Origin of the sequence: Pseudomonas sp., assembly GCF_036404235.1 — a bacterium.
Classification (GTDB): domain Bacteria; phylum Pseudomonadota; class Gammaproteobacteria; order Pseudomonadales; family Pseudomonadaceae; genus Aquipseudomonas.
The window spans coordinates 1-15,634 of sequence record NZ_DASWOT010000013.1; the positions used below are offsets into that span (position 1 = coordinate 1).

The 15,634-nt window shown below is 58.1% G+C and carries 9 protein-coding genes; all 9 read left to right on the forward strand.

The genetic code is table 11. The annotated features are described in order from the left end of the window. A partial coding sequence (gene flgJ, locus VGC62_RS01200) for a flagellar assembly peptidoglycan hydrolase FlgJ (protein WP_331185273.1) occupies nt 1-1,028 on the forward strand: 1,028 nt, incomplete at its 5' end. 10 nt (nt 1,029-1,038) lie between these two features. Further along, nucleotides 1,039-3,081, forward strand: coding sequence for a flagellar hook-associated protein FlgK (flgK, locus tag VGC62_RS01205; protein WP_331185274.1), 2,043 nt, complete (start codon nt 1,039-1,041; stop codon nt 3,079-3,081). Between the two features lie 13 nt (nt 3,082-3,094). Next, nucleotides 3,095-4,678, forward strand: coding sequence for a flagellar hook-associated protein 3 (locus tag VGC62_RS01210; RefSeq protein ID WP_331185275.1), 1,584 nt, complete (start codon nt 3,095-3,097; stop codon nt 4,676-4,678). A 119-nt stretch (nt 4,679-4,797) separates the two neighbouring features. Further along, nucleotides 4,798-8,379 carry a glycosyltransferase gene (locus VGC62_RS01215; RefSeq protein ID WP_331185276.1) on the forward strand — a complete coding sequence of 1,194 codons (3,582 nt, stop codon included), beginning with the start codon at nt 4,798-4,800 and terminating at the stop codon, nt 8,377-8,379. A 197-nt stretch (nt 8,380-8,576) separates the two neighbouring features. Next, a complete protein-coding gene (locus VGC62_RS01220) occupies nt 8,577-11,516 on the forward strand; it encodes a glycosyltransferase family 2 protein (RefSeq protein WP_414705726.1) in 2,940 nt (979 codons plus the stop codon). Between the two features lie 379 nt (nt 11,517-11,895). Continuing rightward, a complete protein-coding gene (locus tag VGC62_RS01225; protein ID WP_331185278.1) occupies nt 11,896-12,822 on the forward strand; it encodes a ketoacyl-ACP synthase III in 927 nt (308 codons plus the stop codon). 85 nt (nt 12,823-12,907) lie between these two features. Next, nucleotides 12,908-14,200, forward strand: a complete 1,293-nt coding sequence (locus tag VGC62_RS01230; RefSeq protein ID WP_331185279.1) for a motility associated factor glycosyltransferase family protein — start codon at nt 12,908-12,910, stop codon at nt 14,198-14,200. Continuing rightward, entirely contained in the window at nt 14,197-14,454 is a 258-nt protein-coding gene (locus tag VGC62_RS01235) for a hypothetical protein (protein ID WP_331185280.1), read from the forward strand. Before VGC62_RS01230 ends, VGC62_RS01235 begins: the two co-directional genes overlap by 4 nt. A gap of 310 nt (nt 14,455-14,764) precedes the next feature. Continuing rightward, the gene (locus tag VGC62_RS01240) at nt 14,765-15,616 is read left to right on the forward strand and encodes a flagellin domain-containing protein (RefSeq protein WP_331185281.1); all 852 of its coding nucleotides are present in this window, start codon (nt 14,765-14,767) and stop codon (nt 15,614-15,616) included. Nucleotides 15,617-15,634 lie beyond the last annotated feature (18 nt).

Here is a 15,634-nt window from a genome sequence, read left to right on the forward strand (position 1 = left end):
AGCAGTTGGCGGTGAGCATGTCACGCGAAGGTGGCGGTATCGGTCTGCAAGATGTGCTGATGCGTCAGTTGTCAAAAAACAGGAGCGGGCAGGTGCCCCCAGTGGCGGCCGACACCAGTGCGGCAAAAGCCGACAGCGGTATTGCACAGACCGGGCTGGCCACACGCGTCGCCCAACGTCCGTTGTGGGCCACCCGTTCAGTTGCGGTCGACACGGGCACCTCGTCGGTCAACGGCCAGCCGCACAACGACGTTGCTGCACTCAACTCGCGTCGTTTGTCGCTGCCCAGCAAGCTGGCCGACCGGATCATGGCCGGTATCGTCCCGAACACTGCGGCGGGTCAAGAGTCCACGGCCAGCGCCACGACCTTGAAAAACCGCATCGCCATTGCCAACGCCGTGGCCGCTGCCAAGGGTGGGGCAAGCCGGGGCAACGGCGACTGGACCCTGGGCCCGGAGTATTCGGCACCTGCGCACCCCTATCTGCGCAGCATGGCGCAACCGCCACTGGCTCCGGGCAAAAGCGCCTTCGCCAATGCCGACGACTTCGTCGCCACCATGTTGCCGCTGGCCAAGGATGCCGCCGCGCGTATCGGCGTCGATCCTACGGTGCTGGTGGCTCAGGCTGCATTGGAAACCGGTTGGGGCAAATCGATCATGCGTCAACAGGATGGCAGCAGCAGCCACAACCTGTTCGGCATCAAGGCTCAGAGCGGTTGGAAAGGTCCTGAAGCGCGGGCGATTACCAGCGAATTTCGTGATGGGCAGATGGTCAAGGAGACGGCGGATTTCCGTTCTTACGACTCCTACGCCAGCAGCTTCCATGACTTGGTGAGCTTTCTGCAAAACAATGATCGCTATCAAGAAACGCTGAAATCTGCCGATAACCCAGAACAGTTTGTAAAAGCGCTGCAAAGGGCCGGTTATGCGACGGACCCGGACTACGCCAGCAAGATTACTCAAATAGCGAAGCAGATGAAGAGTTACCAGACCTACGCCGCCGCATCGGGCTCTTCCACGACTTTATAAGGTTTGAACCATGTCACTGATTTCAATTGGGCTTTCAGGCTTGTACGCCAGCAGCGCGGCGATGAACACGATCGGTAACAACACTGCCAACGTTGATACCAGTGGATATTCGCGCCAGCAGGTGATGACCGCCGCGGGCGCACAGCAGAACATCGGGGTCGGCTTCGTCGGCACCGGTACGACGCTGTCCGACGTGCGCCGGATCTACAACAGCTACCTGGATACCCAGTTGCAATCGAGCACCGCGCTCAACTCCGACGCTACCGCCTACCTGGGGCAAGCCAGCAAGCTCGATTCGATCTTGTCTGACAGCTCAACCGGCGTCAGTACCGTATTGGCCAATTTCTTCACCAGTCTTCAGGCTGTGGCGACGGACGGCACCTCATCGGCCGCCCGTACGACGTTTCTGAAAAGTGCCCAGTCGCTGTCGGCGCAATTTAACTCCATCTCTTCGCAGATGAGCGACCAGAACGCCGGCATCAACAGCCAACTGACCGCGTTGACCGGGCAGGTCAATTCGCTGTCGTCCTCGATTGCTTCGCTCAACGCGCAGATCACCCAGTCGCGCGGCACCGGCAACGAGCCAAACTCGTTGCTCGACGCCCGTAGCGAAGCCGTGCGCCAGCTCAATGATCTGGTCGGCGCTAAAGTGGTCGAGAACAACGGCAGCTATGACGTGTACATCGGCAGTGGCCAGCCGCTGGTTACCGGCAACTCGGCCAACACGATGTCGGCTGTGCCCAGTGATAGCGACCCCAGCACTTATGCGCTGCAACTCAACTACCAGCAGGGCAGCACCGATGTCAGTTCGGTGGTCACCGGCGGTACCATCGGCGGTCTTCTGCGTTACCGCAGCGAAACGCTGCAACCGGCGGTCAATGAGTTGGGACGCCTGGCGATGGTGGTGTCCGATCAGGTCAACAGCCAGCTCAATCAGGGTATCGACAGCAACGGCGACTTTGGCGCCAACCTGTTCAACAACATCAACGATCCCAGCCTGACCAGCCAGCGCAGCCTTGGCACCAAGGGCAACAGCGCAGGTTCTGGCAACCTGGACGTTACCATTGCCGACACCGGTTCGCTGACCACCAACGACTATCAGGTGACGTTCGCCAGTGCCACCGGCTACAGCGTCAAACGTCTGCCGGATGGCAAGGACATGGGCACCTATGATTTGGGGACCACGCCACCGCCGGTAATCGATGGTTTCTCGCTGACGCTTAACGGGGGGGCTGTGGCCGCAGGCGACAGCTTCAAGGTCACGCCAACCCGCAACGGTGCCGACGGCATCCAAACGGTCATGACCGACACCAAGACCATTGCAGCGGCAGCCCCACTGACCGGCACCGTGGGCACCAGCAAAGGCACCGGACAATTCACCCAGCCGGTACTGACCACCCAGGCGGATATCTACAACCCTACCGCCACGGCGGATCTGCGCGCAGCATTGAAGAGTTCAATGCCGGTCAGGCTGGTGATGGGCGAGGTCCTCAATGGCGCGCAGAGTTACAAGCTGGTCGATGCAGCTGGCGAGGATGTTAACGACGCTTCCGGGAACCCGATCAAGGGCAATATCGTCCCGGGACAGAGCAACGATCTCAGTTTTGAGGTGGGTTACACCGACTCCGCAGGTGCCACGCAGTCCTACACGTTCGGTATGACCGTCTCGGGCAGCCCCACCGCCGCAGACACCTACAACATCGACATGACCGGTGCGGGTTCTTCGGACAACCGCAACGCCAACTCGACGCTGGAACTGCAAACCAAACAGACCGTGGACATCGCCGCCGGCAACGGCACAGGCATGAGCCTGAGTGATTCCAACAAAAATCTGATTCAGACCGTAGGTGCGCAGGCCAACCAGGCCAAGAACGACAGTACCGCCACCACCGCCGTATTGACCCAGGCCAAAAGCGCACGCGATGGTGTGTCGGGTGTGTCCCTGGATGAAGAGGCGGCCAACCTGATCAAGTATCAGCAGTACTACACGGCCTCGTCGCAAATCATCAAAGCTGCCCAAGCCATTTTCAGCACGCTGATCAACAGTCTTTAAGGAGTCGTAATCCATGCGTATTTCAACTGCTCAGTTTTACGAAACCAGCGCGGCCAACTATCAGCGTAACTATACCAATGTGGTCAAGACCGGTGACGAAGTCGCCAGCCAGATCAAACTCAACACCGCATCTGATGATCCAATCGGCGCTGCGCGCGTACTTGAGATTCAGCAAAAGGGTTCGATGCTGAACCAGTACAAGTCCAACATCGGCACCGTCAACACTAGCGTGGTCAACAGCGAAACCGCCCTGTCTGCCCTCACTCAATCGATTCAGAGAGCGCAGGAATTAGTGCTGGGTGCCAGCAATGCCACCTTCACCGATGATGACCGTAAAGCCAATGCCGCCGAACTGAAGCAGCTTCAGGATCAGATGTTGGGCCTGATGAACAGCCAGGATGCCGACGGCAACTATCTGTTCTCCGGCTCGAAATCGACGACGGCGCCCTATGCCGTCAATCCTGATGGCACCTACAGCTATCAGGGTGACCAGAGCCTGATGAACGTCGATATCGGTGACGGTATCGCCATGGCCACTAACACCACAGGTTGGGACGCCTTCGAGAAAGCGGTCAATACCACTCGCACCTCGACCACGTTGACCGCGCCTGCGGTGAATGACAACGTCATTTCATTGTCCGGCGGCAGCGTGGCCTCCAGCGCCGATTACAATGCCAAGTTCACCGCTGGCCAGCCTTACAGCATTACCTTCCAGAGCAGCACGCAGTACAAGATTCTCGACGCCAGCGGCGCTGACGTGACCGCCGAGGCCTCAGGTGTCGGTAAGTTCTCATCGGCCAATGCGGGTAACCAGTCCATCACGTTCCGTGGGCTTGAGCTGAACCTGAACGTCAACCTGACCGATACCCAATACAGCGATTCGGGCCTGGCCGATACCGCCATTGCAGGCCACACATTTCAACTCGCCGCTTCGCCAAGCTCGATCAGCACTGCGCGTTTACCGGCCAACCCGTCGACGACGGTGATCACCGGCAGTTCTGTGACTGACCAGACCAAGTTCAACGAGAACTTCCCGTCCGGTGGCGCGATCCTCAAGTTCACCAGCGCGACCGATTTCAGTCTCTATGCCTCACCGTACGACCCTGCCACCAGTCAACCAGTGTCCAGCGGGACGCTGTCGGGCAATACCGCAACGGCGGCGGGCGTCACGTTTACGCTCAGTGGTGCGCCAGCGGCCGGTGACCAGTTCACTGCCACCTCGTCGACTCAACAAAGCCAGAATCTTCTGAACACCATGTCGTCGATCATCACCGCGCTCACCACGCCAGTCGATGCTGATCCTGTGGCCAAGCAAAAGCTTCAAGCCTCGTTGACCTCAGCCATTGGCAACCTGAAAAGCGCTGCCGATCAGATAGCCACGGCGGTCAGTGAGGGTGGTGCGCGTTCGGCCACGGCGACCGCGCAAGGGACCACCAATCAGTCGCTGATCGACAACGGCACCACAGAAGCGAGCACCATCACCGCATCCGATCCGGTCGATGCGATTGCGCGGCTGACCCTGCAGAAAACCATGTTGCAGGCGTCGCAGCTGGTGTTCACTCAATTGTCTGCGCTGAACCTGTTCAGCAAGTTGTAATCGCTTGACCGGGTGGCAACTGCGGGGCATCCCGCGTTGTCACCGCTGATCGTCAACCGTTTTTTCAGCGGTCAAGCCGCCCGTGAAAGGGCGATGCTTGCCGCTTGCGAGTCCACCCTGTGAATCCAGTACCCCTTGTCAGCATTGTCATTCCGGCCTTCAATCCGCGTTTTTTCAAGGCGGCGCTGACCAGCGCATTGACGCAGTTCTATGACAATCTCGAGGTCATTGTCTGCGATTATTCGCGTGGCACCGAAATCAGCGACATCGTTGACGCCCTTGCCCCATTGACCCGCGTTTCTCTGCGCTATGTGCACAATCCGCAGCGCCTCGGGTTCGTCGGTAATCTGTTGCAATGCCTGGCTGAAGCGAAGGGGGAGTACATCAAGTTTCTGTGTGATGACGACCGGCTGTTTCCGGGGTGCATCACCTTGCAGGCCCAGGCGTATATCGACCATGCAGATGTCAATCTGGTGCTGGCTCAGCGCTTTCTGTGGGACGCCGATGATATCCAACTGCCGTCGCGCCTGGAAAACACGCCCGTGGCGCCGAATAACTCGGTGTTTCTGGGCACCGACATGCTGGCGATTTTTGAAAACTTCCCGTCCAACTTCCTGGGTAGCTTTACCAGTGCGCTGTTTCGCCGGGCCGATGTGCAGGAATTTTTGCCGGCCCTGACTGGCACCGATCAGAGCTTCGCCGCGATGCTGGATCTGGCGCTGTTCATTTGCTTGCTGCGGCGCGGCAACATGTTGGTGTTGAACCAGGTGTTGACCGTCGAGCGTCTGCATTCCGAGCGTCTGAGCCGTCAGCAAGCCATGCGTGTCGCTGCCCCCACCGAGATGCAGTGGCTGGTGGACATGCTCAAGGCGCGGACCAGCGAACCGCCGCCAGCTCAAGGCTGGGTGCGTTATGTCGAGGTCGCCAAGGCTGCGCAGCAGCCTCGCGTGTGGGAAGAACTGGCGCTGAGTCGAACGTTAGGCAGTCAGCAGGCCGTGCTGCCGATGAAGGTCGGCGTCAACAGTCAGAGTTTTGCCGAACTGTATTCTGAGTGGCTCAGTTGCCGTACCTTCACGGCCCAGCAACTGGCGCTGCTGCCCGAGAACTTGCGACGTTTGCCGGTGCAACCGAAGATCGTCGCAGTCATCATTGATGACCACGGCAGCAGTGCTCGTCGCACCCTTACCCTGGACAGCCTGGCTGAGCAGTTTTATGCGCCGGAGCTGGTGTTGGTGTTGTCCCGGTCGGTGACCGAACCTGTGCTTGATGAGCGTATTTTCACGCTGGCGCTGCAAGACGATTGGGCTCAACAGCTCAATGCGTTGCTGCCCCAACTTGACGGTGCGCACTGGTTCTACCTGTTGCGCGCCGGGGATCGCCTGGTGAAACCGGCATTGCTGACCCTGGCCGATCGTATTGCGACACATCCTGAACTGCTCTGCCTCTATAGCGACGAAGGTTCCCTGCGTGAAGGTGAGTCGGCGGAGCCGGTATTCAAACCGGACTTCAACCTGGACTTTCTGCGCAGTTATCCCTATGTCGGACGGGCCCTGGCATTTCAGCGTCAGCGTTTTCTGGAACTGGGTGGTTTCAACCCTGAATTTGGCGAACTGGCACCTCACGATGCCCTGTGGCGTTTGGTGGAAAACGATGGCAGCGAAGTCATCGGTCATGTGCCAGACGTGCTGCTGGAAAGCCAGTTCACATTGTCCCAATGGTTGACTTCGCCCGAGGTCATCGAGCAAAACCCTCGCATCGTGCAAGCGCATCTGCAGCGTTGCGGCATCGCGCATACGATGCGCCCCGGCAATCAGCCACTGATTAACCGGATTGACTACCTGCACGCCGATCAGCCGCTGGTGTCTATCGTCGTCGCCCACCGCAATCAGTTGGCGGTGCTGCAACGCTGTTTCGAGACGCTGCTGGAGAAAACGGCATACGCCAATTACGAACTGCTGATCGTCGACAACGGCAGCGACAATGCCGATGCGTTGGCCTGGCTGGACGGTCTGGCGAACATGGGCAGCGACAAGGTCCGTGTTCTCTATTGCGCGCAACCCACCAGCGTCATGGCTGTCTACAACCTGGCGGCCACCCAGGCGCGGGGCGATTACCTGCTGATGCTCAATCCGTTCGCGGTGATCACTCAGGGCGACTGGCTGGACGAACTGCTCAATCATGCTCAACGGCCTGAGGTCGGCGTGGTCAGCGGTAAGTTGTTCGACCCCAATGGCTTGATCGTGCATGCAGGGCTGATTCTCGGCCTGCAAAACTCGGCGGCGTCGCCGTTCTATGGCGAGTCGCTGCAAGCGTCTGGCTATATGCAGCGATTGCAGGTGGTTCAGGATCTGAGTGCAGTCGGCGCCGATTGCCTGATGGTGCGCACGTCGCTGTTCGAGCAAGTGGGTGCTCTGGACGCGCAGGCATTTAGCGAGTCCTTTGGCGATGTGGACCTGTGTCTGCGTATCCGGCAAAACGGCTATTTGGTGGTCTGGACGCCTTACGCGGTCATGGCGCTGGGCGCTCAACCTGTCAAGCCGGTGGACGCGGACGCTGCACCGCGCCGGGCCAGCGAACTGGAAGCGCTGTACCTGCGCTGGCTGCCTGTCATCGCCCGCGATCCTGCCTACAATCCTGGCCTGACGCTGGATGCCTACAACTTCCGCCTTGATCCCGGTTTGCGCACGGGGTGGTCGCCGTTCTCTGAGCGTTCATTGCCCAGTGTATTGGCCTTGCCGATGAACGCGACGGCGGTCGGGCATTATCGTGTCACGCAGCCCTTTATCGAGTTGTCGGCGGCGGATCGGATCATCGGGCAGATCGCCTACGACGCACCGTCCACCATTGAGCTGGAACGCCGCTCACCGGACGTGATCGTGCTGCAGGGCCGTTACCATGAGGCGTCCATGGAAGACACGGTCCGTCTGAAAAAATTCTCCAACGCCCGGCGCATCTTCGAGCTGGACGATTACGTGATCGATGTCCCGAAGAAGAACTCTCACGGTCGCCATATGCCAACTAACCTGGAAGCGGTGGTGCGGCGTGGTGTCGGCCTGTGTGATCGGGTGGTGGTTTCGACCGAGGCGCTGGGCAATGCCTTGTCGTCGATGCACCACGACATTCGCGTGGTGCCGAACATGCTGGCGCCGCACCTATGGAAAGGCCGCCGCAGCCAGCGCCGTACTTCCTTCAAGCCACGTGTAGGCTGGGGCGGTGGTACTAGCCACGGCGGCGATCTGGAAATCATCGCGCAGGTCATTCGTGAGTTGGCCGACGAAGTCGATTGGGTGTTCTTCGGGATGTGCCCGGAAGAACTGCGGCCCTGCCTTAAGGAGTTCCACGCGGCGGTGAGCCTGGAGGCGTATCCGGCCAAGTTGTCCAGCCTGAATCTGGACCTGGCGCTGGCACCTTTGGAGTACCACATCTTCAACGACTGCAAGAGCAATTTGCGGCTGCTTGAGTACGGTGCTTGTGGGTATCCGGTCATCTGCACCGACACCGAGGCCTATCGCGGCTACCTGCCATGCACTCGGGTCACCAGCAACAGTACTCAAGAGTGGTTGGCGGCCATCCGCATGCACCTGGCCGACCCTGAGGCCAGTTATCGCATGGGCGACGAACTGCACGAAGCCGTGATGCGTGACTTCATGCTGCGCGGCGACAACCTGCAGTATTGGGTCAATGGCTGGTTGGCTGATTGAGGTGTTCTGCTCGACATGAACCTCCCCGTGCGGCGCACGGGCATGGCCGCAAAGGTCTTTGGGTAGCCCTGACTGGAGCTGGCGCGTTTCCTGCAATCCCCCTCTGAATATCGTTATGAGTCGCGTATTTCCGGCGCGGCTCCTGGCTTGTGAGGCCCGATTAGAGGCTTCGAATTCTATTTTGTTGGGGATGGACGATGACCGGGGTTGTGACTGAAGTATCCAGCGTCAAAAAAACTGCAGCGGCCAACGAACTCAATACCCTTGTCGTGCTGACCCAGGATCGGCCCGATTTCCTGCGGCGTACGTTGCAGTATTACCGTCATTATGCCGGTCCGGTTCTGGTGCTGGACTCCTCGACTCGGGCCAATGCCGATCTCGAAAGTCGATTCCCCAACGTCACGTATTTGCACCTGCCTGATTTGGCTGAGTCTGCAGCCCAGGAAAAATTGGCCTATGGCGTTGGTCGGGTGACCACGCCCTACATGACCTTTGCCAGCGACGATGACTTTCTGCTGCAAGACGCGTTGGCCGATAGCGTTGAGTTTCTTCAAGCCCATAGTGATTACGGTTTTTGTCATGGCTATTGCCTGAGCTACCGCAGCTTAGGCAATCAGGTCGATTATTTTCGGCGTGACAAGAAGGTCCGCGAAGACTACGACGACGAGCGTGTGCAGGATCGCGTACTGAGCGCAATGGACGCCTTCATCTCGCCGCTCCACGCGGTGACCCGCACACAGTTGTTGCGTCACTGGTATGCCTCGTTGCCCCTGGACGTCAGCGCGCAATGGCATACCATCGGTTACGCTTGGTATCTGCTCGCCAGCGCCAAGGGCCGGATTCTGCCTATTCCTTACGCCGTTCGCGAAGCTGAAGGTGCGCTGGCACTGCACAAGCAAGCATTGCTTGCCGTGCTGAGCAGTGCCGATCCTGCCTCCAGGGTTGCCCGCGACCGTTTCGCCGAGTTTCTGGCTTCCATGTCCCTGGTTGCCCTGGGTCACGATGCTGACGCCGCGCGTAATTTTGTGCTGGAAAGCTTAGCCGTGCTGCAAGCATCGCTGCACGCCGATAGCTCTGCTGCCCACGACTTGCTGATTGAATCCAATTGGAAGAGCCCGCTGGTCGGGCCAATTCGCCGCTTTGGTCCAAATCAGTACGTCGAACTGCCGTTTTACAATCAGCCGTTCTTCGATCAGTTGTCTGAAATGGAGTTTCTGATCGGGGCGATTCCTGCGGGCGCCGAGCAGCTCCACGAGTTGGAAGGCACTTGGGTATTGCAGTGCCAATTGATGAAGCAGCACGACAACGATATCGCTGAAACCGTCACCGAACGGTTGTGGAAAGCGTTGGACCTTAACGTCTTCAATAAAGAAGTCGTCGCGCAATTGGCCCAGCAGTTGGAAGCACTTGACGAGCCGGATGAGTCCCGAGGCATGAACGAGTGGCTCAAGCGCCTCGAAGCGGTCTGCGCGGTTGATCGCCGCAGTCTCCTGGCGAGTACAGCGTCCGGGCAATTGCTTGACTGGATAGAGGCTCGCGAGCCCGCCGCCGAGGACGTCATACAGGCAGCCGTTTATCTGGCCGGGCAGGGCGGGGGGCCGCAATTGGGCATTCTGCTGCTGGATCTGGACGATGACATCGACAAGTTGCAGGTCACGCTCGACAGTCTCCTGGAAGGTGCCTACAAGGGCTTCAAGATTGTCGTCTTCACGACCGGGGTGCCACCGGTTGCGACCTCGCTTCAAAACACGCTGCACTTCGTCCAGGTCAGCAAAAGCAATTACGTCGACAAGCTCAATCAGGTGGCTCGCCAGACTGCCTGCGATTGGCTGTTATTGGCGCAAGCGGGTGATCAATTCCTGGCCAACAGCTTGTTGCTTGCTGCCGTGGAACTGCAAAAGGCCCCGCAATGCCGTGCCGTGGCGTTCGACGAAATCCAGCGTCATCCTCACGGCGCCCTCGCTGACGTGTTCCGTCCCGCTTTCAACCTCGACTTGTTGCTGCGCGTTCCTGCATTGCTGGCGCGCCATTGGCTTGTGCGCAAGGACGTGTTTGTCCAGGCCGGCGGTTACTCCGCCGACTACACCAAGGCCCTGGAGTTTGAGCTGCTGCTGCGCATTATCCAAACCGGTGGTTTGGCCTGGCTGGCGCACTTGGACGAGCCGCTGCTGATTTGCGATGCACCCCAGTTGCAAGAAAACAACGAAGAACAACTGGCGCTGAATCACCACCTGACGGCGTTGGGCTACAAGGCCCAGATCAGTTCGGCATTAGCCGGTACTTACCAGATCGATTATCGTCACACCGAACGCCCACTGGTATCGATCATCCTGCCAAGCCAGGGCGATCTGCCGACGTTGCAGCGTTGCCTCACCGCCGTGTTGCAGCGAACCCGTTATGCGCGCTACGAAGTCTTGATCGTCGACAACCACAGCCAATCGCCGGAGATTGAGGCGTTTCTCGCCCATCAGGAGCAGCAGAACAACCGTATTCGTGTCCTGCGCAGCGAGCAGCATGTGAGCGATGCCGTGCTCTGCAACATGGCCGCGCAGCATGCTCGGGGTGAGTACCTGGTGATCCTGTCTTGCGACGCTGAAGTGGTCCATCCGAACTGGCTCGAAGCATTGCTTAATCAGGCGATGCGTCCAGAGGTCGGCGTGGTGGGCGCCAAGCTGATCGACCGCCAGGGCAAAGTCACCCAGGCCGGACTGATTCTGGGCATGAACGGTGGCGTTGGCTCGGCATTTATTGGCGAGGCGAAGGATGCCACGGGCTACCTGCACCGTCTGGTCGTCGAGCAAAATTACTCGGCGGTATCGGCTGCCTGCATGATGGTCCGCAAAGAGCTGTTCGACGCAGTGGGCGGCCTGGACGAGGGGCCATTTGCCGATGCTTTCAGCGACGTCGACCTGTGCCTGAAAATCGCTCAGGCCGGTTACCTGACGGTGTGGACGCCGCACGTACACGTCATTCACCCCGGCACGCGGCCAGAAACACCCACCGCATTGGCTGCACTGCAGGCCAAATGGGCGAGCGCGTTTGACCACGACCTGGCGTACAACAAAAATCTGTCCCTGAGCGCAAAGGGCTTCACCCTCGGCGAGGCCTCCAGCGTGAAATGGGCGCAACTGCTCTAGGCTCTGTAAGAAATGTATCTGCGCTCGGTGATGCCATCAACGAGTGCAATTGCATTTTGGACAAAGCCTAAGGCGCTTCACCTGCTTCACAATAGCGTGACATCTTCATGTCAATTGCCTGTCTGAACGGTAATCGCGTCTTGCACCGCATTCACCGCTCAGCTAAAAGCTTGTAAAACTTTTGGTGACCTATGAGTCATAACGCGCATCTTCACTGTATCGTGCAGGTAAGTGATGAAGGCATAAGGTTGATTTCAGAGACATTCTGGACACCCCCGTCGCGCCACCGTTACGATTTTTTTGGCCACAAGCCCCTGATTTTCAATGTGACCTGCCCAGTGGGCGGTAATGTTCAGCAGTTTTTTATTGGGAAGCCATGATGATTGGCATTAAAAGCATAGCGAGTTATGTGCCTGCAGCCGGCGTTGACAATTACGCGCAGGGTGCCAAATTCGGGAAGGATGATGAATTCATCCTTGGCAAGATCGGTTCTGCTTTTCTGCCACGCAAAGACGACGCTCAGGAAACCTCCGATCTGTGCGTCGAAGCTGTCAACAAATTGTTTGCCAACAACCCGGACCTCAAGCGCGAGTCCATCGACGCGCTGATCGTGGTCACACAGAACGGCGACGAAGAAGGCCTTCCGCACACCGCCGCCATCGTCCAGGACAAGCTCGGCCTGTCCACCCACGTGGCGGCGTTCGACATTTCCCTGGGCTGCTCCGGCTACGTCTATGGGATCTACGCGCTCAAAGGCTTCATGGAGGCCACGGGCCTGAAGAACGGCCTGCTGGTGACCTCCGATCCTTACTCGAAAATCGTCGACCCCGAAGACCGCAACACCACCATGCTGTTCGGCGATGCCGCCACAGCCACCTGGATGGGTGAAGACGCGCCCTGGCAGTTGGGCAAGTCCAGGTTCGGCACCGACGGCTCCGGCGCACCCTTCCTGAAGACCAGCAACGGCGTGTTCTTCATGAACGGTCGTCAGGTGTTCAACTTCGCCCTGCTCAAAGTCCCGGCGCATTTGCATGAGTTGCTGGACGAGTCGGGCCTGCAAGCGAGCGACATCGATGCGTTCTGCATTCACCAGGGCAGCGCCGCCATCGTTGATGCTGTCGCGCGCCGCTTCGAAGGTGACCCGGACAAATTCCTCAAGGACATGCTGGAGACCGGTAATACGGTGTCTTCAAGCATTCCTTTGCTACTGGAAAAACACGTACTCGATTCGACATGGAAACGTGTGGCGGTCAGTGGCTTCGGCGTAGGCTTGTCCTGGGGCTCGGCGATCATTTATCGTCCTTGACCTGACGACTCACCCTGAACGGCGACACTGAACATCAGGTCGCCGTTTTGCTTTGTTTACCGGTCACACTCAAGGGATGGCTGTAATGAGCGAGATATTCCAGCGCAATTGTGCCGTTCTGGAACGCTGGCCGCAGATCCTACAGCGCCTGCTGGCCGAAGCCCCCGAATCGTTGCCTGCTGAACTGGTCGAAGGCAACGGCTCGACCCTCAGCGTATCCGGCGTCCAGCTCACCAGCCGTCATGATCGGATCAGCGAAGCGCAACTCCAGGCCGACAGCCTGCCCGCCAACAGCCCTGAAGTGCATGTCTACGGGACTGGGCTCGGTGACGTGCAGCGTGTATTGCTGACGTCTCGATCCCTTCAGCGACTTCATGTGCATATCCTCAACGGCGCCTTGTTTGCACTGGTGCTGCAATTATTGGAACAAGATGACTGGCTGAACGACCCTCGCGTCGTGTTGACCTACGCTGGCGATCAAACCGAAATCAAACTGCCGTTTTTTGCCTTGCCCGCCGAACTGGTGCTGGCCGATGATTTCAACGCGCGGATTCGTGATCGGCTGGTGAGCGAAGTGCATGTTGGGTTCAGCAACCAGCCGTTTGCGCCAGACACCCCTGAAAATCTGCAGCTCCTGGAACAGGCGCGCACGTTGTTACAGCGTGATACCGACGTCGGCGTACTGTTTGGCACGCAACCTGGCCGTGAGGTCTTCATCATTGCCACCGGACCCAGCCTGCAGCAGCACTTGCCACGCCTGCGCGCAATATGGGACGCCGCCGACCGGCCCCTGTTCATGTGTGTCGACACCGCGCTGGTTTCGCTGCGCAAGCACGGCATCGAGCCAGATATCGTGGTCAGCATCGATCACCGCATCACCCCCCGCTATCTGCCCCCCGATAACACGGCGCACATCGCGCTGGTGTACTTGCCCAGGCTTGACGAAAAACTTCTCAGCGCCTGGCGGGGGCCACGTTATGTGGGCTACTCCACCAGCCCACTGTATGCACAGATTCGTCAGCAGATCCCGCGAGCCCAGCTGTTTGTCGGCGGTAGCGTGATCCATCCGGCCATCGACCTGGCGGTGAAAATGGGCGCCTGCCGCGTGACCCTGTTCGGCGCCGACTTCGCCTTCCCTGGCGAGCGAACCCACACCGGCTGGCAAGACGGCGACCTCGGGCCGCCCGCCAACCTCTCTCGGCACTGGGTGCTTGACGGCCGTGGCAACAAAGTCAAAACCCAGCTCAACTTTCGGGGCTACCTGATCGAGCTGGAGCGCTATATCGCCCAACACCCGCACGTACGCTTCTACAACACCAGCCGCGACGGCGCGCTAATCGCCGGCGCCGAGTTCGATCCAGACTGGACCGCGCCATGAACGCCATCACCTCCATCGTCCGCGACGCGCAACACTGCGCCAACCTCTTACGCCTTGGCCGCGACATCGAAGCGGCCTTGATCATGGTCGAACTGATCGACACCGCCATGCCGCTGTTCACTCAGCGTCCGGCGCAAGAACAACAGCAATGGGCGCAGGTATTGAACGCGATACTGGCGTGTCAGGAGCGCCAGGACTGGATTGGCGTGGCGGATTGGTTGGAGGTGGAGTTTGTCGCGGTGCTGGTGAAGTAACTATTGATCGTTTAATGGCAATGGTTGCGGATTATTCCTACAGCGTTTTGTAAATATATCTAAACCTCAGCTCGCACTAACACGGGTTGGTTTTTTTTATTTGAATTATTTCAATTATTTAAAAATTCAATAAAAGCGTGAAGTTAGAAGATTTTCTATCCGTCATATGTCGTGATGGCACACGTTCAATGCGCCAAAGGTGGTTAAAGCCTGTTTTTGATCCGTCGATAACGAAGTTGTAGGTTTTCTGGGAGAAATGGATTTCCCCGCATATGGAGAGCCAGCTGTTTCAATCACGAGGGATTTCAAAATGGCTTTAACCGTTAATACCAATATTGCTTCGCTTTCTGTTCAGAAAAACCTGAATCGCTCAAGTGATGCGCTGAGTACGTCAATGATGCGTCTATCTTCTGGCCTGCGTATCAATAGTGCGAAGGATGACGCGGCGGGGTTACAAATAGCTACGCTGATGAATAGCCAGATTCGAGGACAAAATGTTGCAATCCGCAATGCAAGTAACGGAATATCGTTTGCGCAGGCTGCGGAAGGTGCACTGAATGAGACGACCAGTATTTTGCAGCGGATGCGTGAGTTAGCGCTTCAGGCTAGGGATGACAATAACGGGATCGAACAACGAACTGCTCTGAATTCTGAGTTTCAAACAATGAGTAATGAACTCACACGAATTGCCGAGAGTACGAAGCTGAATGGAAGGACGTTGATTGACGGAAATGCAGGTGTGATGGAACTTCAGGTGGGCAGTGATACAGGAGATTCTAATCATATAACCTTGGATCTTAGTAATAAGTTTGATGCCACCAATCTGTCTGTTGCGTCGGGCATGATATCGATCAGTGGTGGCGATAACCCGACGGCTCACTCTGCGGCCGACACGGCGATCTCGGCGATCGATGCGGCCTTAGCAAAAGTAACGGCCACTCGTGCTGATCTTGGTGCCGCACAAAACCGGCTGACGAGCACCATATCTAACCTGCAAAACCTTAACGAGAACGCAGCCGCAGCCCTGGGCCGCATTCAGGACGTCGACTTCGCCGCCGAAACCGCCGAGCTGACCAAACAACAAACCCTGCAACAGGCTTCGACCGCCATCCTGGCTCAGGCCAATCAGTTGCCGTCTGCGGTCCTCAAGCTGCTGCAATAAGGCTTTAATCGCTCTTTA

What these genes read in the sequence shown, in the direction of transcription:
- flgK (WP_331185274.1), top strand. Translation starts at nt 1,039, where the DNA reads ATGTCACTGATTTCAATTGGGCTTTCAGGCTTGTACGCCAGCAGCGCG.
- VGC62_RS01240 (WP_331185281.1), top strand. Translation starts at nt 14,765, where the DNA reads ATGGCTTTAACCGTTAATACCAATATTGCTTCGCTTTCTGTTCAGAAA.
- VGC62_RS01230 (WP_331185279.1), top strand. Translation starts at nt 12,908, where the DNA reads ATGAGCGAGATATTCCAGCGCAATTGTGCCGTTCTGGAACGCTGGCCG.
- VGC62_RS01235 (WP_331185280.1), top strand. Translation starts at nt 14,197, where the DNA reads ATGAACGCCATCACCTCCATCGTCCGCGACGCGCAACACTGCGCCAAC.
- VGC62_RS01210 (WP_331185275.1), top strand. Translation starts at nt 3,095, where the DNA reads ATGCGTATTTCAACTGCTCAGTTTTACGAAACCAGCGCGGCCAACTAT.
- VGC62_RS01225 (WP_331185278.1), top strand. Translation starts at nt 11,896, where the DNA reads ATGATTGGCATTAAAAGCATAGCGAGTTATGTGCCTGCAGCCGGCGTT.
- VGC62_RS01220 (WP_414705726.1), top strand. Translation starts at nt 8,577, where the DNA reads ATGACCGGGGTTGTGACTGAAGTATCCAGCGTCAAAAAAACTGCAGCG.